Source organism: Streptomyces thermospinosisporus, from assembly GCF_039526425.1.
Classification (GTDB): domain Bacteria; phylum Actinomycetota; class Actinomycetes; order Streptomycetales; family Streptomycetaceae; genus Streptomyces; species Streptomyces thermocarboxydovorans.
In genome coordinates, this window is record NZ_BAAAIZ010000025.1 from 1 (window position 1) to 18,364 (window position 18,364).

The following is an 18,364-nucleotide window of genomic DNA, read 5'->3' on the forward strand; positions in this document are numbered from 1 at the left end:
CCGGCCGTGCCTTCCCGCCGCCCGGGCCGGGGGGAAGTGCGGGCCTGGCCCGGTCGCCCCCGGCCGGTGCTTCGGGGGCGGGCGCGTCCGGGGCCCGCTGGTCGGCGGTGTGCGCCTCACCGGCGAGTAAAGGCGCGGCGTGCGCGTCGGGACCGTCCGTGTCCGCCTCGCGCGCGGCCGCGGGGTGCGTCCCCGGCCGCCCCGGTGTGCCGGACCGGTCCGCGGGCCCCGTGCCCGGCCGGCCGTTCGCGCGGCGGCGACGCCAGACGGCCGCCGCACCGCGCAGGCGCAGCCGTGAGCCCGGGGCGGCGCTCTCGGTCGGTTCCATTCCCGTCCCTCTCACAGCCGGCGGTGCCCACGCCACGCGGCTCCCGCCTCGACCACCCTCTGCGGCTCCGCGGTGGAAAGCCCTTCCCCGAAGCCCCTCACGAACACGGGGTTGCCCCGACCGCAGCTGGGCACGGCAGGTGCACATCTCAACAGTAGGCCGCAGAAGGCTTCTACGGGCACCGGTCGCCGACGGTTGCCCGAATGCGCCCCTGCCACCCGTATGCAACTGGTATGCGCCGATCGGGTGAGCTTCAACCGTTACTCCTCGGCCGAAAGAGCGACAGCTGACGCGGCCTCAGGTCCCTGCTCCAGAAGGACGTTGAAACCGCTCTCGTCCAGAACCGGCACCTTCAGCTGCATCGCTTTGTCATATTTCGATCCGGGATTGTCGCCGACCACGACGAAGGACGTTTTCTTGGAGACCGATCCGGTCACCTTGGCGCCCCGGCTCTGCAGGGCCTCCTTCGCGCCATCCCGCGTGTAGTTCTCCAGCGTTCCGGTCACCACGACGGTGAGTCCTTCCAGCGGGCGGGGCCCCTCGTCCTCGCCGGAGCTCTCCTCCTCCATGCGGACGCCGGCCGCCTTCCACTTGCGGATGATCTCCCGGTGCCAGTCCTCGGCGAACCACTGCTTGACGGAGGCGGCGATGGTCGGGCCGACCCCTTCGGTGTTCGCCAGCTCCTCCTCGCTGGCCTGCTCGATGCGGTCGATGGAGCGGAACTGCCGGGCCAGCGCCTCCGCCGCCACCGGTCCGACGTGCCGGATGGACAGGCTGGTCAGGATGCGGGCGAGCGGGCGGTTCTTGGCCGCCTGGATGTTCTCCAGCATGGCGAGGGCGTTCTTCTTCGGCTTGCCCTCCTGGTTGGCGAAGACGGTGACGACCTTCTCCTTGCCCGTCTTCGGGTCCCGCTTCGGCAGACCGCTGTCCTGGTCCAGCACATAGGCCTTGATGGGCAGCAGCTTCTCCACGGTGAGGTCGAACAGGTCGCCCTCGTCCTTCAGCGGCGGCTCCTCGGGCTCCAGCGGCTTGGTCAGCGCGGCGGCGGCGACATAGCCGAAGTGCTCGATGTCCAGCGCCTTGCGCCCGGCGAGGTAGAACAACCGCTCCCGCAGCTGGGCGGGGCAGCCGCGGGCGTTGGGGCAGCGCAGGTCGACGTCGCCCTCCTTCATCGGCCGCAGCGGCGTGCCGCACTCGGGGCACTCGCTCGGCATCACGAACTCCCGCTCGCTGCCGTCCCGCAGGTCGACGACCGGCCCGAGGATCTCCGGGATCACGTCGCCGGCCTTGCGCAGCACCACGGTGTCGCCGATCAGCACGCCCTTGGCCTTGACCACGTCCTGGTTGTGCAGCGTGGCGAACTCCACCTCGGATCCGGCCACGGTGACCGGTTCGACCTGGGCGTACGGGGTGACCCGGCCGGTGCGGCCCACGCCGACGCGGATGTCGATCAGCTTGGTGTTGACCTCCTCGGGCGCGTACTTGTACGCGATGGCCCAGCGGGGCGCGCGGGCCGTGGAGCCGAGGCGGCCCTGGAGGCGGATCTCGTCGACCTTGACCACCACACCGTCGATCTCGTGCTCCACGGAGTGGCGGTTCTCGCCGTAGTACGCGATGAAGGCGCGGACGCCGTCGAGGTCGTCGACCACCCTGTTGTGCGGGGAGGTGGGCAGACCCCACTCCTTGAGCAGGTCGTACGCCTGGGAGAGCCGCGTCAGGCCCTCGTAGCCCTCCAGGGCGCCGATGCCGTGGACCACCAAGTGCAGCGGGCGGCCGGCGGTGACCCGCGGGTCCTTCTGGCGCAGTGAACCAGCCGCCGCGTTGCGCGGGTTGGCGAACGGCTTCTCCCCGGCGGCCACCAGACGGGCGTTGAGCTCCTGGAACTTCTCCATCGGGAAGTAGACCTCGCCGCGGATCTCGACCAGGTCCGGGACCTTGTCGCCGTGGAGCCGGTCCGGGACCTCGGCGATGGTGCGGACGTTGGGCGTGATGTCCTCGCCGGTGCGACCGTCGCCTCGGGTCGCCGCGCGCACCAGCCGGCCCCGCTCGTAGGTGAGGTTGACGGCGAGGCCGTCGACCTTGAGCTCGCACAGGAAGTGGTAGTCCTGGTCGCCCAGTTCGCGGTGGATGCGCTCGGCCCAGGCGGCGAGGTCCTCGTCGTTGAAGGTGTTGTCGAGCGAGAGCATGCGCGAGCGGTGCTCGACGGGGGTGAACTCCGTCTCGTAGGACCCGGCGACCTTCTGCGTCGGCGAGTCCGGGGTGCGCAGCGCCGGGTACTGCTCCTCCAGGTCCTCCAGTTCACGCATCAGCTGGTCGAACTCGGCGTCGCTGATGACGGGGGCGTCCTTCACGTAGTACCGGAAGCGGTGCTCCTCGATCTGCTCAGCGAGCTGTGCGTGCTTCTCCCGTGCCTCCGCGGGCACGCTCGTCGTCTCCGCCTGCTGGTCGCCGGCCACCGTGTGTCCTCCCGTTACTCAGGGTTGTCCGCGAGGGATCTCGCCGCCCGGACGCAGTGGGCGTACGCCGCGCGTGCGTACTCGGGGGACGCCCCCGCGAGCCCGCACGCCGGGGTGACCGTGACCGCCTCCGGGAGAAGCCCCGGCCGCAGCCCCAGCCTGCGCCACAGCGTTCTGACACCCATGACGCTACCGGCAGGGTCTGACAATGGGGCGTCCGTACCGGGGACGACACCGGCGAACAGCCGGGTGCCGCCCTCCACCGCCTCACCGATCGCCTCGTCGTCACGCTCGGTGAGGAGGGAGAAGTCGAAGGAGATCCCCGCCACGCCCGCCCGGCGCAGCAGGGCGAACGGGACGTCCGGTGCGCACGAGTGGACCACGACCGGCCCGCCGTCGTGAACCGCGACGACGTCCCTCAGCGCGGACTCGGCGATCTGCCGGTCGACGGCGCGATGGGTGCGGTAGCCGCTGGCGGTCCGCACCCGGCCGCGCAGCACGGCGGTGAGCGACGGCTCGTCGAGCTGCAGCACCAGCTGCGCGCCGGGCACCCGGCGGGCCACCTCCTCGAGGTGCAGGCGCAGCCCCTCGGCGAGGGAGGCGGCGAGGTCGCGGCAGGCGCCGGGGTCGGACACGGCGGCCTCGCCGTTCTTCAGCTCCAGGCTCGCGGCGAGCGTCCAGGGGCCGACGGCCTGCACCTTCAGCGGGCCCTGGTAGCCCTGGGTGAACTCCTCCAGCGCGTCGAGGTCCTCGCCGAGCCAGGAGCGGGCCCGCCGGGTGTCGCGGCCGGGCCGGTCGCCGAGCCGCCAGCCGCTGGGCTCCACCCGCGCATACAGCTCGACCAGCAGGCCGGCGGTCCGCCCGATCATGTCCGCGCCGGGTCCCCGGGCGGGCAGCTCGGGCAGGAACGGGAAGTCCTCGAAGCTGCCGGTGACGGTCTTGACGGCCTCCCGGGCGTCGCCGCCCGGCATGGAACCCACCCCGGTGGCGGGACCGAACCTGAACTGGCTGTTTTCGCTCACATGCAGAGCCTACGGAACGGGACCGGGGTCGACGGTGTGGTGGTGCCCCCGCCCGCGTGCGGCCCCGCCCGTCCAGTCCCCGGCCCGGAAGGCCCCGCCCCGGTCCCCGGCACGGCGGGCCCGCCCCCGCTCCGGCAGTACCCGGCCCGCAGGCCCTGCCCTGGCAGTCCCCGGCTCGGCCTCAGGGCCCCGGCCGCACCGTCAGGTCGTTGACCTCCGCGTCCCTGGGCAGGTCCAGCGCCATGAGGATGGTGGTGGCCACCGACTCGGGGTCGATCCAGCGCGCCGGGTCGTACTCCTTGCCCTCCTGCTGGTGGACCTTGGCCTGCATGGGGCTGGCCGTCCGGCCGGGGTAGACGGAGGTGACGCGGATGCCGTTGGCGTGCTCCTCGTGGCGCAGCGAGTCGGCGAGGGCCTTCAGGCCGTGCTTGGAGGCGGCGTAGGCGGACCAGTTGGCGTGGGCGTTCAGTCCGGCGCCGGAGTTGACGAAGATCACGTGGCCGCGGGCGGCGCGCACCTGGGGCAGGAAGTGCCGGGTCAGCTCGGCGGGGGCGATCAGGTTGACGTCGAGCTGGTGCCGCCAGGTCTTCGGGGTCAGCTCGCCGACCGGGCCGAGGTCCACCACGCCGGCGATGTGCAGCAGGGAGTCCACCCGGTCCGGCAGCGACTGGTGGGAGAAGGCCCAGCTGAGCCGGTCGGGGTCGGCGAGGTCCCCGACCAGGGTCTGCGCGCCGGGGAACTCGGCGGCCAGCTCCTTGGCGCGGCCCGCGTCGCGTGCGTGCAGCACCAGCCGGTCGCCGCGTGCGTGCAGACGGCGGGCGACGGCCGCGCCGATGCCGGAGCCCGCTCCGGTGATCACATGTGTAGCCATGCCCGCCATGCTCGCATCACCGGGCGGTCACGCCATGCCCAGGCTCTCCTCCAGGTAGGCCAGCGCGCCGACCGGCTCCTCGGCGAAGAACACCAGGTCGGCCAGCGGGCGGGGCAGGAAGCCCTCCTCCTCCATGCGGCGGAACTGCTCCTTGAGGCCGTCGTAGTAGCCCGCGGTGTTGAGCAGCACCACCGGCTTGTCGGTGTGGCCGTGCTTCTTCAGCTCCAGGATCTCGGTGGCCTCGTCGAGGGTGCCGGTGCCGCCCACCATGACCACCACGGCGTCGGCCTTCTCCAGCAGCAGCTTCTTGCGCTCGGCGAGGTCCTTGGCGATCACCATCTCGTCGACGCCCTCGCGCGCCTTGGCGGCGAGGAACTCCACGGAGACGCCCACCAGCCGGCCGCCCGCCTCCTGCACCCCGTCGGCGACGACCTTCATCAGCCCGACGTCCGACCCGCCCCACACCAGGGTGTGCCCGCCCTTGCCGAGCAGCCGCGCGAACTCCCGTGCGGGGCGGGTGTAGTGGTCGGCGAGCTCGGCGGCGGAGAGGAAGACGCAGATGTTCATGGCCCCACCGTACGGGTGCTCACGACCCGACGGTACGGGCCCGGTCGGACACCGCGGTCAGGCGCATCTTGGACTGCCGGTGCGGCAGCTTCTCCCAGTCGTCCATGAACCGCGCCGACAGCCCGTACCGGGCGGCGAGGTCCGTCAGCGTCTGCGTGCGGTAGTAGAAGTCCTCGCGCAGGACGTGGTGCTCCTCGCCCTCGGTGCGGTCGAAGGTGAAGTCGAAGAAGCCGCCGGGCGCGAGGATCCGGCCGACGTGCGCGAAGCACTCCTCGATGACGTTCAGCGGTGAGTGCGAGAAGACGCTGTGCGCGTGCACCACGTCGAAGTGGTGGTCGGGCAGGAAGGAGAAGGTCAGGTCGCCGGCGAGGGCCAGGTAGGGCAGCTTGGCCTGGAGCCCCTCGCGCACCAGGGTGTCCTGCGCGGCGAGCAGGATGTGCGGGGAGATGTCGATGCCGTAGTAGTGGCCGGGCTCCAGGTAGTCGATGAACAGGCGTCCCGCGCGGAGGTTGCCGCAGCCGATGTCCAGCATCCGGTGCTCCGGCTTCAGGCCGTGCCCGGTCAGGTAGTCGAACTGCATCCGGCCGATGCGGGCCCAGGTCTCCTTGGAGGGGTTGTGGCCGACCGCCGCCTCGGCGCTGCGGGCGGCGTCGGAGGCCATCACGGCCCGGTAGTAGGCGATGTGGTCGCGGTGGCGCAGCCTCAGCCAGGTGTCGCGCAGGGCCCGCCGGGCGTACGCGGGGACGCGTTCCGGGTGACGCAGTGCGTAGCGGACCTGGTGGGCGAGGCTGCTCCGGTTCCTGCGGATGTCCTTGGCGGGCACGGTCCCTCCTCGGGAAGAACTCCGCTTCAGCGTGCGCTGTAGCCGGGTGGTTCGCTACCCCGGGGACGGTCCCTCGTGACGGCGGGACGCCGCATTACCGCCGACCGGAGCAACGGGCACAGCCGCGTGGTGCAGCCGGCCTCCACGGGGCCGGGGTGGGCTGACCGCGTGGACGCGCGGCCCGCCTCACCGACGAATCCGGTGCCGTGCGGCAGTCTGCACAGGCATGGACAAGAACATCCTTTCGCGCGACGGCACCTCCATCGCCTATGAGAGCGCGGGTCGGGGGCCCGCCGTGGTTCTCGTCAGCGGGGCGATGTCGACGGGGGCGACGGTGGCTCCGCTGGCCGCCCCGCTGTCCGAGCGGTTCCAGGTCGTGGTGTACGACCGCCGGGGCAGGGGGCGCAGCGGGGACACGGCGCCGTACGCGGTGGAGCGCGAGGTCGAGGATCTGGCGGCGCTGTTCGGGGCGGTGGGCGGCGAGGCGTCGCTGTACGGCACCTCCTCGGGCGGTGCGCTGGCGCTGCGGGCGGCGGCGAGCGGGCTGCCGGTACGGCATGTCGCCGTCTACGAGACGCCGTACGCGATGTCCGAGGAGGCGCTGCGGGAGCGCGCGGAGTACACCGAGCGGCTGAACGCGGCGCTGGCCGAGGGGCGGCGCGGGGACGCGGTGGAGCTGTTCCTCCGGCTGACGGGGCTGAGCGAGTCAGTGATCGAGGGCGCCCGGCAGTCCCCCATGTGGGCCGGGATGGAGTCGATGGCGCCGTCTCTCGCCTACGACGACGCCGTGATGGGCGACGGCGGCGTTCCGCGCGAGCTGCTGGCCTCGATCCAGCTTCCGGTGCTGTCGATCGCGGGGGAGGCGAGTCCCGCGTGGATGCGGGACGCGGCACGGGCGATCGCGGAGGCGGTGCCCCGCGGCGCCTACCGCACGCTGGAGGGCCAGACGCACATGGTGGAGCCGGACGTGCTGGCGCCGGTGCTGGCGGAGTTCTTCGCGCGGTGAGAGCACGGAGGCCGACGCGGTGAGGTGAGCGCGCCCCCCGTCGGGGTGTGCCGGGCCGGGTCAGGCCGCGCCGGCCGTCGCACGGACCGTGGAGGCGATGGTCGCCGAGCCCACCACACGGGTGCCGTCGTAGAGCACGATCGCCTGGCCGGGTGCCACGCCCCGGACCGGCTCGGCGAAGCGCACCCGCAGCTCGCCGTCGACCAGCTCCGCGGTCACCGGTGTCTCGTCGCCGTGGGCGCGCAGCTGGGCGGTGTAGGTGCCGGGACCGGACGGGGCGGCGCCGCACCAGCGGGGCCGGACGCCGGTGAGGGCGGTGACGTCCAGGGCGGACGCGGGGCCGACGGTGACGGTGTTGTCCACCGGCGAGATGTCGAGGACGTAGCGGGGCTTGCCGTCGGGGGCGGGGGTGCCGATGCGCAGGCCCTTGCGCTGGCCGATGGTGAAGCCGTAGGCGCCCTCGTGGGTGCCGAGCTTGTTGCCCGCCTCGTCGACGATGTCGCCCTCGGAGCGGCCCAGCCGCTTGGCGAGGAAGCCCTGGGTGTCGCCGTCGGCGATGAAGCAGATGTCGTGCGAGTCGGGCTTCCTGGCGACCGCGAGACCGCGGCGCTCGGCCTCCGCGCGGATCTCCTCCTTGGTGGTGACCGTGTCGCCGAGCGGGAACATCGCGTGGGCGAGCTGCCGGTCGTCGAGCACGCCGAGCACGTACGACTGGTCCTTGGCCAGGTCGGAGGCGCGGTGCAGCTCGCGGGTGCCGTCCTCGCGCACCACCACCTTGGCGTAGTGGCCGGTGCACACCGCGTCGAAGCCGAGGGCGAGCGCCTTGTCCAGCAGCGCGGCGAACTTGATCTTCTCGTTGCAGCGCAGGCACGGGTTGGGGGTGCGGCCGGCCTCGTACTCGGCGACGAAGTCCTCCACGACGTCCTCGCGGAAGCGGTCGGCGAGGTCCCACACGTAGAAGGGGATGCCGATGACGTCGGCGGCGCGGCGGGCGTCGCGGGAGTCCTCGATGGTGCAGCAGCCCCGGGCCCCGGTGCGGAACGACTGCGGGTTCGCGGAGAGCGCGAGGTGGACGCCGGTCACGTCGTGCCCCGCCTCGGCGGCGCGGGCGGCGGCGACGGCGGAGTCGACTCCGCCGGACATGGCGGCCAGGACGCGGAGCGGGCGGTGGGGCTGCGGGGTGTCAGTCATAACCCCTCCAGGGTACGGGGGCGCGGGAACCGGGGCCGCCGGATATCCGTTGAGGATCGCGTGGGGGCAACAGCATCCGGGAAATCAGCTGACGGGGACCGGCGCATCGGGCGGCGGGCCCTGGTCGTGGGCGGTCTGGCCGCCGCCGCGGGCACCGCGGCGCTGGCCCGTGACGAGCTGGCGCGGCTGTGGTGGCGGGTGCCGGGCGTGGACAAGCCGCGCAAGCCGGGCGAGGTCGACTACACGGGTGCGCGCTGGCTGGCGGCCTCCGACGCCAACTGGCGCCGCGCGGACCGGCCGGCCGACTTCCGCATCGACATGGTGGTCGTCCATGTCACCCAGGGCGATCTCGCCAGCGCCGTGAAGGCCTTCCAGGACCCTGGGCACCGGGCGGCGACGCACTACATCGTCGGGCAGGACGGCAAGGTCACCCAGATGATCCGCGAACTGGACGTGGCCTACCACGCGGGCAACCGCGACTACAACGAGCGCAGTATCGGCATCGAGCACGAGGGCTTCGTGGACCGCCCGGAGGACTTCACCGACGCGATGTACGAGTCCTCGGCCCGCCTCACGGCCCGGATATGCGCCCGCTACGACATCCCCGTGGACCGCGAGCACATCATCGGGCATGTGGAGGTCCCGGGCACCGATCACACGGACCCGGGGCCGCACTGGGACTGGGACCGCTATATGAAGCTGGTCCGGCAGGCCCGTACGGCGACGCAGGCCTAGGCCCGTCGGCACAGCGGTGCCGGCAAACGGCGAGGCAGGCGTGACCTGCCGGGCGCGGGCCCCTGGCGGGGCCGTTATGTCAGCCCCGCCGCCCGGGCCCGCTCCACCGCCGGACCGATGGCCTTGGCCACGGCCTCCACGTCGGCCTTGGTGGAGGTGTGCCCCAGCGAGAAGCGCAGGGTGCCGCGGGCCAGGTCGGGGTCGGTGCCGGTGGCCAGCAGGACATGGCTGGGCTGGGCCACGCCGGCGGTGCAGGCGGAGCCGGTGGAGCAGGCGATGCCCTGGGCGTCGAGCAGGAGCAGCAGGGAGTCGCCCTCGCAGCCGGGGAAGGTGAAGTGGGCGTTGGCGGGCAGCCGGCCCTCGGGTGCGGGGTCGCCGCCGAGGATGGCGTCGGGGACCGCCTCGCGGACCGCGGTGATCAGGTCGTCGCGCAGCGCGCCGATCTCGCGGGCGAACCACTCCTGCTGCTCGGCGGCCAGCCGCCCGGCGACGGCGAAGGAGGCGATCGCGGGCACGTCGAGGGTGCCGGAGCGCACATGCCGCTCCTGGCCGCCGCCGTGCAGCACGGGCACGGGGGTGTGCTCGCGGCCCAGGACCAGCGCGCCGATGCCGTACGGGCCGCCGATCTTGTGGCCGGAGACGGTCATCGCGGCGAGGCCGGAGGCGCCGAAGCCGACGGGCACCTGGCCGAAGGCCTGCACCGCGTCGGAGTGCAGCGGGATGCCGAACTCGGCGGCCACCTCGGCGAGTTCGCGGATCGGCAGGATGGTGCCGATCTCGTTGTTGGCCCACATCACGGTGGCCAGGGCCACGTCGTCGGGGTTGCGGGCGATGGCCTCGCGCAGGGCGTCCGGGTGGACCCGGCCGTAGGCGTCGACGGGCAGGTACTCGACGGTGGCGCCCTCGTGCTGGCCGAGCCAGTCCACGGCGTCGAGCACGGCGTGGTGCTCCACGGGGCTGGCGAGGACCCGGGTGCGGGCCGGGTCGGCGTCCCGCCGGGACCAGTACAGGCCCTTCACGGCGAGGTTGTCGGCCTCGGTGCCGCCGGAGGTGAAGACCACCTCGCTGGGCCGGGCGCCGAGCGCCTCGGCGAGCGTCTCGCGGGCCTCCTCGACGGTGCGGCGGGCGCGGCGGCCGGCGGCGTGGAGGGAGGAGGCGTTGCCGGTGACACCGAGGTGAGCGGCGAGTGCCTCGACCGCCTCGGGAAGCATCGGGGTGGTCGCGGCGTGGTCGAGGTAAGCCATGGTGAGCCCGATTCTACGGGTCCCGGCTCGTCTCTCCTGGGCCCTGGTCGGCCATGTGTGCGGCGCTCCGGCCGGCGTCGCCGGCGGCATGTCCGGCCCCTCCCCGGATTCGGGAGCCTCAGGGCCGTCCGTGCCGGGCGCCGGTTCAGATGCTCCAGGAGATGGTGTTGTCGGCCTGCATGAAGGCGGCGAGGACCACCAGGTCGGCGACGCCGAGGCCGAGGCCGAGCCAGGCGCGGCCGGGGCGGCGGGTGCCGCGCACCAGCGCCACCGTGGCCAGCACGATCGCGATCGGCCCCAGGAAGACGTTGAGGACGAGCAGGCCGAGCAGGCCCAGGACGAAGGACGCGACGGCCATGCCGTCGGTGTCGCGCAGTCCGGTGCGGCGGCCGGCGGGTGCGGTGAGCTGCATGGTGATCGGGCTCCCTTGGTCGGACGGGTCGGATGTCTCGAGGGGCCCGGTCAGCGGGCCTGGGTGCCGCGGCGGCGGCCGTGCCGCTCGCGGAGGGCGAAGATGCCGAGCCAGGCGGCGATGACGACGGCCGCGGCGACGGAGAAGGACAGCGGCGCGTGGGCCACGGTGCCCAGGACGACGCCCAGGAGCAGCAGCGCGGCGACGATGAACAGCATGAGTGGTTCCCCCAGGATTTCGGTGAACGTTTGTAGTTACACTTGTTCACTGACTTCCCAGTCTAGCGGCTGCCACGCCTTTCCATTTCCGGAGAACAGTTGTTAACTGCATGGCATGAGTCACACCCTCGGCATCCGGCAGGCCCAGAAGCAGAAGACCCGGCAGGCACTCCTCGACGCGGCGCTCGAGCTGCTGGAGGGGCAGAGCCTGAGCAGTCTGGGGCTGCGTGAGGTCACCCGTGCCGTGGGGGTGGCCCCGACCGCGTTCTACCGGCACTTCCGCTCCACCGCGGACCTGGGCGTGGCGCTGGTCGAGGAGGCGCTGGGCAGTCTGCACCCGACCATCCGGACCGCGCTGTCGACCACCGGGGACACCGAGGAACGCATCGTGCGGGCCGTGGAGTTGATCGCCGGTCATGTGGAACGGCACCCGGCGCACGTCCGGTTCATCGCCCGCGAGCGGTACGGCGGCGTCCGGCCGGTGCGGGAGGCGATAGGCGAGCAACTCGCCCGGTTCGCCGAGGAGGTGGCCGAGGCGCTGGCCAAGGACCCGGTGTCGGAGGGCTGGAGCCGGGACGACCTTCTGATGCTGGCCCAGCTCTATGTGGACCAGATGATCATGACGGCCTGCGGCTTCCTCGAGGCGCAGGAGGCGGGGCCCGAGGAGCGGGAGCGCATCACCCGGCTGGCGATCCGCCGCCTGCGGCTGATCGGTGTGGGCCGGCAGCACTGGCTCGACGACGGCCACGGCGACAACGCCGAGAGCGGCACGACCAGTTGAGGCCGAGGGGCCGGCCACCCGGTCACGCCCCTCGACGACGGCCACGGCGACAACGCCGGGAACGGTACGACCAGTTGAGGCCGAGAGGCCGGCCACCCGGTCACGCCCCTCGACGACGGCCACGGCGACAACGCCGGGAGCAGTACGACCAGTTGAGGCCGAGAGGCCGGCCACCCGGTCACGCCCCTCGACGACGGCCACGGCGACAACACCGGGAGCAGTACGACCAGTTGAGGCCGAGAGGCCGGCCACCCGGTCACGCGCGGCCGCGGCCGGGCCACTTGAAGCCGGAGCGGCCATCCCGTCGCGCGCGGCGGCAGCGGCCCGGTCACACACGACGGCGGCCGCCCCGCGCCGCGGGACGGCCGCCGGATCGTGAACCGTACGCGGCGGTGCTCAGCCCAGCCGCACCCGGGCCAGCTGCCGGGACTGGGCCACCAGCCGGTCGTTGCTGTCCCAGACCTCGGCGTCCTCCTCCAGGAAGCCGCCGGCCAGATTGCGGGTGGTGATCGACACCCGGACCGGGCCCGGCGCCGGGCGGCACCGGACATGGACGGTGAGCTCGACGGTCGGCACCCAGCCGGACAGGCCGAGCTCGAACGCGGTCGGCGGCAGGGCGTCCACCGCGAGCAGCAGCGACAGCGGATCGTGGTCGCGGCCGTCGGCCAGCCCGAACCAGGCGCGCATCTCGCCCTTGCCGGAAGGCTTGCCGAGCGCCCAGCCCAGGGTCGACGGGTCGAGCTTGAGCATCAGCCGGTCGGCGATGGCGGAGCTGCCGTCGACCGGGGCGGGCCCGTCCTCGGGTCCGAAGCACTGCTCCATGGGCGGGATGGCGGGCGGCTCGGCCGTGGTGCGGACGTCGTCGGGCAGCGAGCCGAGGTCGCCGTAGGAGGCGAGCACGCGGATGCGCTCGACCTCGTGGCCCTACTCGTCGTACTGGAAGAGGGACGCCTGGCCGGTGGACAGGGTGCGTCCGGTGCGCACGGTCTCGGCGCGCACCACCGCGGGGCCCGGCTGGGACGCGGTGAGGTAGTGCGCGGAGATGGTGAACGGGTCGGAGTGCGGCAGGGTGTCCGCGAGGGCGCGGCCCAGGACCGCCAGCAGATAGCCGCCGTTGACGGCATTGATGATCGTCCAGCCGGCGGAGAGGTCGATGTCGTAGACGCCGGGCTCGCGGCGGGTGACCGCGGTGTCGCGGTCGAACTCGCTGGCGCCGATCGGGGCCCGGACGGCCGGGGCGGAGGCTGCTTCTGGCATGGATGAACAGTACAAGAACTAACTACTAAGCGGTAGCTTTTGTGTCGCGCAGGACACCGGGAGGCCCACTGGGGCCCGGTCACGGCGATGAACCGAACGCCCCCGCTTTCCCCTCTATCGGGACATGAGCCTCACCGGAACCCCGTTCCTCTGCACCCTCGCCGTGCTGTGCGTCCTGGCCCTCGGCCTGCCGCTGGTGCTGTGGAGCCGGGTGCGCGGACCGCGGGCGGTGCGGGCCCTCGCCCGGGTGTTCATGCTGCTGTTCGCCCAGCTCACCGCGGTCGCCCTGGTCTTCACCCTGGTCAACAACGCCAACCAGCTCTACGACGACTGGGGCGATCTGCTCGGCACCGCCGACCATGTGGAGCACGCCGCCGACCTCGGCGCCGACGGCACCGGAGGCATGTCGCTGGAGCGGCTGCCCCGGGTGCGGCAGACCTTCGGGCCGGCCCGCGGTCCCGGCATGCGGGCGGCCGGCGGCGTCCAGGTCACGAAACTCGAAGGGCGGGTGTCGGGAGTGCGCGGCGAGGTGTACGTCTGGCTGCCGCCGCAGTACGACGACCCCGCCTGGCGCGGACACCGGTTCCCGGTGGTGGAGATGCTGCCGGGCCACCCCGGCTCGGCCAAGGCCTGGTTCGGCACCCTGGACGTGCACGAGCAGATGCTGCCGCTGATGCGCAGCGGGCGCATCGCCCCGTTCGTCCTGGTGTCGCCGCGCACCACGCTGGTGCCGGGCGCGGACACCGGCTGCGCCAACCTGCCCGGCAAGGTGAACGCGGACAGCTGGCTCAGCGTCGACGTGCCGCGCATGGTGATGGACAACTTCCGCGTGCAGCGCGCCCCGCAGGGCTGGGCGGTCGCCGGGTACTCGGCCGGGGGCCACTGCGCCACCAAGCTCGCCGTCGCCCACCCCGACCGCTACCGGGCGGCGGTCAGCCTCTCCGGCTACAACGACCCCGCCGCCGAGCGCACCTCCCTCACCGGCCGGGACCCGGCGCTGCGCACGGCGCACAATCCGCTGACGCTGCTGCGCGAGGCGGTCGCGCCGCCCCGGATCTCGCTGTATCTCTCCGGTCAGCGGGGTGACGGCTACGAGGACGCCCTGGCCCTCGGCCGGGCGGCGAAGCCGCCGACGAGCGTGCAGGTGGTGAAGCTGCCGCGGAACGCGGGCGGGCACACCATGGCGCTGTGGCGACCGCAGGTGGTGCCGGCGTTCCGCTGGCTGACCGAGGAGCTGGACGGGCAGCGGACCGTCTCCCACCGGCCGCCGGTCACTCCTCCCGGACCGTCGAGCGCCGGTGCCAGGCCCGGGGCGCCCGCCAGTGGTAGCGCATCGCCAGCAGCCGCAGCACGAACGCGGTGATCACCGCGGCCCCGCTGGTGAACGCGGTCAGCACGTCGTAGCGGATGCACAGCGCGACCAGCGCGGAGCCGACGATGGCGGGGACGGCGTAGAGATCGCGGTCCCAGCGCAGCAGCGAGGGCACCTCGTTGGCGAGCACGTCCCGCAGCACGCCGCCGCCCACGGCGGTGGCCAGGCCCAGGCAGGCGGAGGCGGTCAGCCCGAGCCCGTACTCGTACGCCTTGATCGTCCCGGCGACGCAGAACAGGCCGAGGCCGGCCGCGTCGAAGACATTGACGGCCGCCTGGATCCGCTCCACCTGCGGATGCAGGAAGATCACCAGGGTGGCGGCGAGCAGCGGGGTGACGAAGTACCCCAGGTCCGTGAAGGCGGCCGGGGGCACGGCCCCGATGACCAGGTCACGGAAGAGCCCGCCGCCGCACGCGGTGACCTCGGCGAGCACGGCGATGCCGAACACGTCGAAGTTCTTGCGGACGGCCAGCAGGGCGCCGGAGATCGCGAAGACGAAGATGCCGATCAGGTCGAGCGTGTGCTGGACGGACGGGCTGAAGAGTTGCTGGAGCACCCTTACATTCTTACCCAACATCGAGCCCTCACCTTGCAATAGAAGGCGAGGGCTCGCGGACGCTTACTTGTCCGAAGATGTGTCCGAGGACTTCTCCGGCGCCTCCGAGGTCTTTACGGGCCCCTCCGGGGCCTTCCCGGGCCCGTCCGAAGACTTCCCGGGCCCGTCCGAGGCCTCCCCCGGCTCGCCCGGAGACTTCCCCGGCTCGTCCGAAGACTTCCCAGGCTGGCCCGAAGACTTCCCGGACTCGTCCGAGACCTTCTTCGTCTTCTTCGTCGGCCTCTCCGGCACCCGGCCCAGCACGGCGGCGGCCTCCTTGGCCTCCGTCAGCAGCTCGGTGTCCTGCGGAGCCTGGTCCTCGAAGTTCTCCGGGTGGTGGCAGGCGACCCGCTGGCCGGGCCTGAGCTCCAGCAGCGGCGGCTCGGTGGTCCGGCAGATCTGCGTGGCCTTCCAGCACCGGGTGTGGAAGCGGCAGCCGCTCGGCGGGGAGATCGGCGAGGGCACGTCGCCCTTGAGCAGGATGCGCTCGCTCTTGGCCTTCCGGCGCTTGGGGTCCGGGATCGGCACCGCCGACAGCAGCGCCTTGGTGTAGGGGTGCATCGGCGCCTTGTAGAGCGAGTTGCGGTCCGCCAGCTCCACGATCTTGCCGAGGTACATCACCGCGATCCGGTCGGAGACGTGCCGGACCACCGACAGGTCGTGCGCGATGATCACATAGGTCAGGCCCAGCTCCTCCTGGAGGTCGTCCAGCAGGTTCACCACCTGCGCCTGGATCGACACGTCCAGCGCCGAGACCGGCTCGTCCGCCACCACCAGCTTGGGGTTGAGCGCGAGCGCGCGGGCGATGCCGATGCGCTGGCGCTGGCCGCCGGAGAACTCGTGCGGGTAGCGGTTGTAGTGCTCGGGGTTGAGGCCGACCACCGACAGCAGCCGCTGGACCTCCTTCTTCACCCCGCCCTCGGGCGTGACGCCCTGGAGCCGGAACGGCGCACTGACGATGGTGCCGATGGTGTGCCGCGGGTTCAGCGAGGAGTACGGGTCCTGGAAGATCATCTGCACGTCCCGGCGCATCGGCCGCAGTGCGCCGGTGCTCAGGTGCGTGATGTCCCGGCCCTCGAACTCGACCGTGCCGGCCGTCGGTTCGAGCAGCCGGGTGATCAGCCGGCCCATGGTGGACTTGCCGCAGCCCGACTCGCCCACGACACCGAGGGTCTCGCCCTTGCGGACCTCGAAGTCGATGCCGTCGACGGCGCGCACCGCGCCGGTCTGCCGCTGGAGCAGGCCCTTGCGGATCGGGAAGTGCTTCTGCAGACCGGTCACCTTGAGCAGGATCTCGCCGTCGGCGCCGGCGTCCTCGGCCCGGGTGCCACGGCTCTGCTGCGGGATGCTCACCGCTTTTTCGTCACTCACAGCTTCGGCGCAATCTCTTCGGTCCAGATACGCTCCCGCTGCTCCTGGCTCATGTGGCAGGCGGCCCAGTGCCGGCTGCCGACCTCGGTCAGCTCGGGGCGGACCGTGCGGGTCACGTCGTCCTTGGGGATGTCCGCGTACGGGCAGCGCGGGTTGAAGGCGCAGCCGGGCGGGAGGTTGATCAGGGAGGGCGGCGAGCCTTTCACCGGGATGAGGCGGTCGGTGTCGTCACGGTCCAGGCGCGGCATCGAGCCGAGCAGGCCCCAGGTGTAGGGGTGGCGGGGCTCGGAGAACACGGCCTCGGCGGGGCCGCGTTCCACGCACCGGCCGCCGTACATCACCAGCAGGTCGTCGGCCATCTCGGCGACGACGCCCAGATCGTGGGTGATCATGATGACGGCGGAGCCGAACTCCTTCTGCAGATCCCGGATCAGGTCGAGGATCTGCGCCTGCACGGTGACGTCCAGGGCGGTGGTGGGCTCGTCCGCGATCAGCAGCTCGGGGTTGTTCACCAGCGCCATGGCGATCATGGCGCGCTGGCGCATACCGCCGGAGAACTCGTGCGGGTAGCTGTCGACGCGCTTGGCGGGCTCGGGGATGCCGACCCGGTCGAGCATCTCGACCGCCCGCTGCTTGGCGGTCTTCTTGCTGACGTCGTGGTGGACCCGGTAGGCCTCCACGATCTGGTGGCCGACGGTGTAGTAGGGGTGCATCGCCGACAGCGGGTCCTGGAAGATCATCGCCATCTTCCGACCGCGCAGCCGGCGCACCTCGTCCGGATGGGCGCCGATCAGTTCCTGGCCGTCCAGCCAGACCTCGCCGCTGACCTTGGCGCGGGCGGTGCGGTGCAGGCCCATGACGCCGAGCGAGGTGACGGACTTCCCGGAGCCGGACTCGCCGACGATGCCGAGGGTCCTGCCGCGCGCCACGTCGAAGCTGACGCCGTCCACCGACTTGACCAGACCGTCGTCCGTGTCGAAGTGGATGCGCAGATCACGCACGGACAGGAACACGTCGTCCGCGTCGGACTGTGCGAGCGGCGCCGGTTCGCCGAGCGCCGCCTTTTCGAGCTTGCTCACGAGTACCTCACGCGGGGGTCGATGGCGGCGTACACCAGGTCGACGACGAGATTGCAGAAGACGATGAAGAAGGCCGCGACCAGGGTCACGCCCATGACGATGGGCAGGTCGTTGTCCTTGATGGACTGCACGGCGTACGCGCCGATGCCCTGCAGCGAGAAGACGGTCTCGGTGAGCACCGCGGTGCCGACCAGAAGCCCGAAGTCCATGCCGAAGATGGTGACGATCGGGGTGAGCGCCGAGCGCAGGCCGTGCTTGGTGACGACCGTGCTCTCCTTCAGGCCCTTGGCCCTGGCCGTGCGGATGTAGTCCTCGCTCATCGTCTCGAGCATGCCCGCCCGGGTGAGCCGGGCGTACAGCGCGGAGAAGAGGAAGGCGAGGCTGATCCAGGGCAGCATCAGATGCCAGGCCCAGTCGACGGGGCTCTCCGTGAACGGGATGTACTCCACGCTCTCCCAGATGGGGATCTCGTAGACGAAGAGGGCGTTGAGGACCTGCCCGGTGAAGAAGATCGGGAGGGAGACGCCGGCCAGGGCGATGATCATCGCGATGCGGTCGACCGGCTTGCCCTTGCGCAGCGCGGAGATGACACCGGTCGTGACACCGCTGATCACCCAGATCACGGCGGCGCCGACGGCCAGCGAGAAGGAGACCGGGATCCGTTCGGTCAGCTGCGGCCACACCTCGACGTGGCTCTTGAAGGAGTAGCCGAAGCACGGGGCGTCGCAGTGGGTGGCGTCGGGGCCGAACTTGTAGTCGGCGCCCGCCACGATGGCCTTGATGAAGTCCCAGTACTGGACGTAGAGGGGCTGGTCCAGGCCCAGGTTCTTCTTGATCGCGGCGACGGACTCGGGGTTGGCGTCCTTGCCGACGTACTGGGTGGCGAGCTGATCGGCCGTCTGGCCGCCGAGCCGTGGGACCAGGAAGAAGATCGCGAAGGTGACTGCGCTGACCACCAGCAGCAACAGCACCGCGCCGAAGACGCGTCGGATGATGTACGCAGCCACAGCTGTGCGGCTCCGGACGGCCGGGGCGG

Annotated in this window: 17 protein-coding genes and 2 pseudogenes; 4 read left to right on the top strand and 15 right to left on the bottom strand. The window is 72.0% G+C overall.

All coding sequences use genetic code 11. The features are described 5' to 3' along the window. The 6 genes and pseudogenes from ABD207_RS10330 to ABD207_RS10355 form a co-directional block, all read right to left on the bottom strand. Positions 1-328, bottom strand: a pseudogene (locus ABD207_RS10330) (hypothetical protein); the annotation flags it as partial. Between the two features lie 260 nt (positions 329-588). After that, complete coding sequence (ligA, locus tag ABD207_RS10335) at positions 589-2,784, bottom strand: NAD-dependent DNA ligase LigA (protein ID WP_344011834.1); 2,196 nt, start codon at positions 2,782-2,784, stop codon at positions 589-591. 14 nt (positions 2,785-2,798) lie between these two features. After that, entirely contained in the window at positions 2,799-3,806 is a 1,008-nt protein-coding gene (locus tag ABD207_RS10340; RefSeq protein ID WP_344011837.1) for a methionine synthase, read from the bottom strand. A gap of 181 nt (positions 3,807-3,987) precedes the next feature. Continuing rightward, on the bottom strand, positions 3,988-4,686 hold the full coding sequence (locus ABD207_RS10345) for an SDR family oxidoreductase (protein WP_344011839.1): 699 nt from the start codon (positions 4,684-4,686) through the stop codon (positions 3,988-3,990). 18 nt (positions 4,687-4,704) lie between these two features. Continuing rightward, complete coding sequence (locus ABD207_RS10350; RefSeq protein WP_344011840.1) at positions 4,705-5,244, bottom strand: LOG family protein; 540 nt, start codon at positions 5,242-5,244, stop codon at positions 4,705-4,707. Between the two features lie 19 nt (positions 5,245-5,263). Further along, positions 5,264-6,067, bottom strand: coding sequence for a class I SAM-dependent methyltransferase (locus tag ABD207_RS10355; protein WP_344011842.1), 804 nt, complete (start codon positions 6,065-6,067; stop codon positions 5,264-5,266). A 226-nt stretch (positions 6,068-6,293) separates the two neighbouring features. Between ABD207_RS10355 and ABD207_RS10360 the strand changes: the two genes are divergently transcribed. Continuing rightward, positions 6,294-7,073 carry an alpha/beta fold hydrolase gene (locus tag ABD207_RS10360; protein ID WP_344011844.1) on the top strand — a complete coding sequence of 260 codons (780 nt, stop codon included), beginning with the start codon at positions 6,294-6,296 and terminating at the stop codon, positions 7,071-7,073. A gap of 60 nt (positions 7,074-7,133) precedes the next feature. On the opposite strand, the gene mnmA is transcribed toward ABD207_RS10360, so the two are convergent. Continuing rightward, positions 7,134-8,264 (bottom strand): tRNA 2-thiouridine(34) synthase MnmA, encoded by a 1,131-nt coding sequence (gene mnmA / locus ABD207_RS10365; RefSeq protein WP_344011846.1) that lies wholly within the window; start codon positions 8,262-8,264, stop codon positions 7,134-7,136. A 60-nt stretch (positions 8,265-8,324) separates the two neighbouring features. On the opposite strand from mnmA, the gene ABD207_RS10370 reads away from it, so the two are divergent. Continuing rightward, positions 8,325-8,999, top strand: coding sequence for an N-acetylmuramoyl-L-alanine amidase (locus tag ABD207_RS10370; RefSeq protein ID WP_344011848.1), 675 nt, complete (start codon positions 8,325-8,327; stop codon positions 8,997-8,999). A gap of 74 nt (positions 9,000-9,073) precedes the next feature. Here the strand turns inward: ABD207_RS10370 and ABD207_RS10375 are convergent, their stop codons facing one another. The 3 genes from ABD207_RS10375 to ABD207_RS10385 all read right to left on the bottom strand — a co-directional run bounded on the left by ABD207_RS10375 (position 9,074) and on the right by ABD207_RS10385 (position 10,873). Then, entirely contained in the window at positions 9,074-10,243 is a 1,170-nt protein-coding gene (locus ABD207_RS10375) for a cysteine desulfurase family protein (RefSeq protein WP_344011851.1), read from the bottom strand. 145 nt (positions 10,244-10,388) lie between these two features. Beyond that, positions 10,389-10,655 (bottom strand): DUF4190 domain-containing protein, encoded by a 267-nt coding sequence (locus tag ABD207_RS10380; RefSeq protein WP_344011853.1) that lies wholly within the window; start codon positions 10,653-10,655, stop codon positions 10,389-10,391. Positions 10,656-10,705: 50 nt separating this feature from the next. Then, the gene (locus ABD207_RS10385) at positions 10,706-10,873 is read right to left on the bottom strand and encodes a hypothetical protein (RefSeq protein ID WP_344004082.1); all 168 of its coding nucleotides are present in this window, start codon (positions 10,871-10,873) and stop codon (positions 10,706-10,708) included. Positions 10,874-10,988: 115 nt separating this feature from the next. Here ABD207_RS10385 and ABD207_RS10390 point away from each other — a divergent pair, with 115 nt between their 5' ends. Further along, entirely contained in the window at positions 10,989-11,654 is a 666-nt protein-coding gene (locus ABD207_RS10390; protein WP_344011855.1) for a TetR family transcriptional regulator, read from the top strand. Between the two features lie 396 nt (positions 11,655-12,050). On the opposite strand, the pseudogene ABD207_RS10395 reads toward ABD207_RS10390, so the two are convergent. Beyond that, positions 12,051-12,911, bottom strand: a pseudogene (locus tag ABD207_RS10395) (thioesterase family protein). 124 nt (positions 12,912-13,035) lie between these two features. Here ABD207_RS10395 and ABD207_RS10400 point away from each other — a divergent pair. Then, the gene (locus ABD207_RS10400) at positions 13,036-14,274 is read left to right on the top strand and encodes an alpha/beta hydrolase (protein WP_344011857.1); all 1,239 of its coding nucleotides are present in this window, start codon (positions 13,036-13,038) and stop codon (positions 14,272-14,274) included. Here the strand turns inward: ABD207_RS10400 and ABD207_RS10405 are convergent. From ABD207_RS10405 to ABD207_RS10420, 4 genes are all read right to left on the bottom strand, one after another. Then, the gene (locus tag ABD207_RS10405; protein WP_344004073.1) at positions 14,183-14,839 is read right to left on the bottom strand and encodes a trimeric intracellular cation channel family protein; all 657 of its coding nucleotides are present in this window, start codon (positions 14,837-14,839) and stop codon (positions 14,183-14,185) included. The genes ABD207_RS10400 and ABD207_RS10405 overlap by 92 nt on opposite strands. Positions 14,840-14,902: 63 nt before the next feature. After that, on the bottom strand, positions 14,903-16,231 hold the full coding sequence (locus ABD207_RS10410; RefSeq protein ID WP_344011858.1) for a dipeptide ABC transporter ATP-binding protein: 1,329 nt from the start codon (positions 16,229-16,231) through the stop codon (positions 14,903-14,905). Positions 16,232-16,245: 14 nt separating this feature from the next. Next, the gene (locus tag ABD207_RS10415) at positions 16,246-17,328 is read right to left on the bottom strand and encodes an ABC transporter ATP-binding protein (RefSeq protein ID WP_344004067.1); all 1,083 of its coding nucleotides are present in this window, start codon (positions 17,326-17,328) and stop codon (positions 16,246-16,248) included. Further along, positions 17,325-18,335, bottom strand: a complete 1,011-nt coding sequence (locus ABD207_RS10420) for an ABC transporter permease (RefSeq protein ID WP_344004064.1) — start codon at positions 18,333-18,335, stop codon at positions 17,325-17,327. Before ABD207_RS10420 ends, ABD207_RS10415 begins: the two co-directional genes overlap by 4 nt. Between the last annotated feature and the right edge of the window lie 29 nt (positions 18,336-18,364).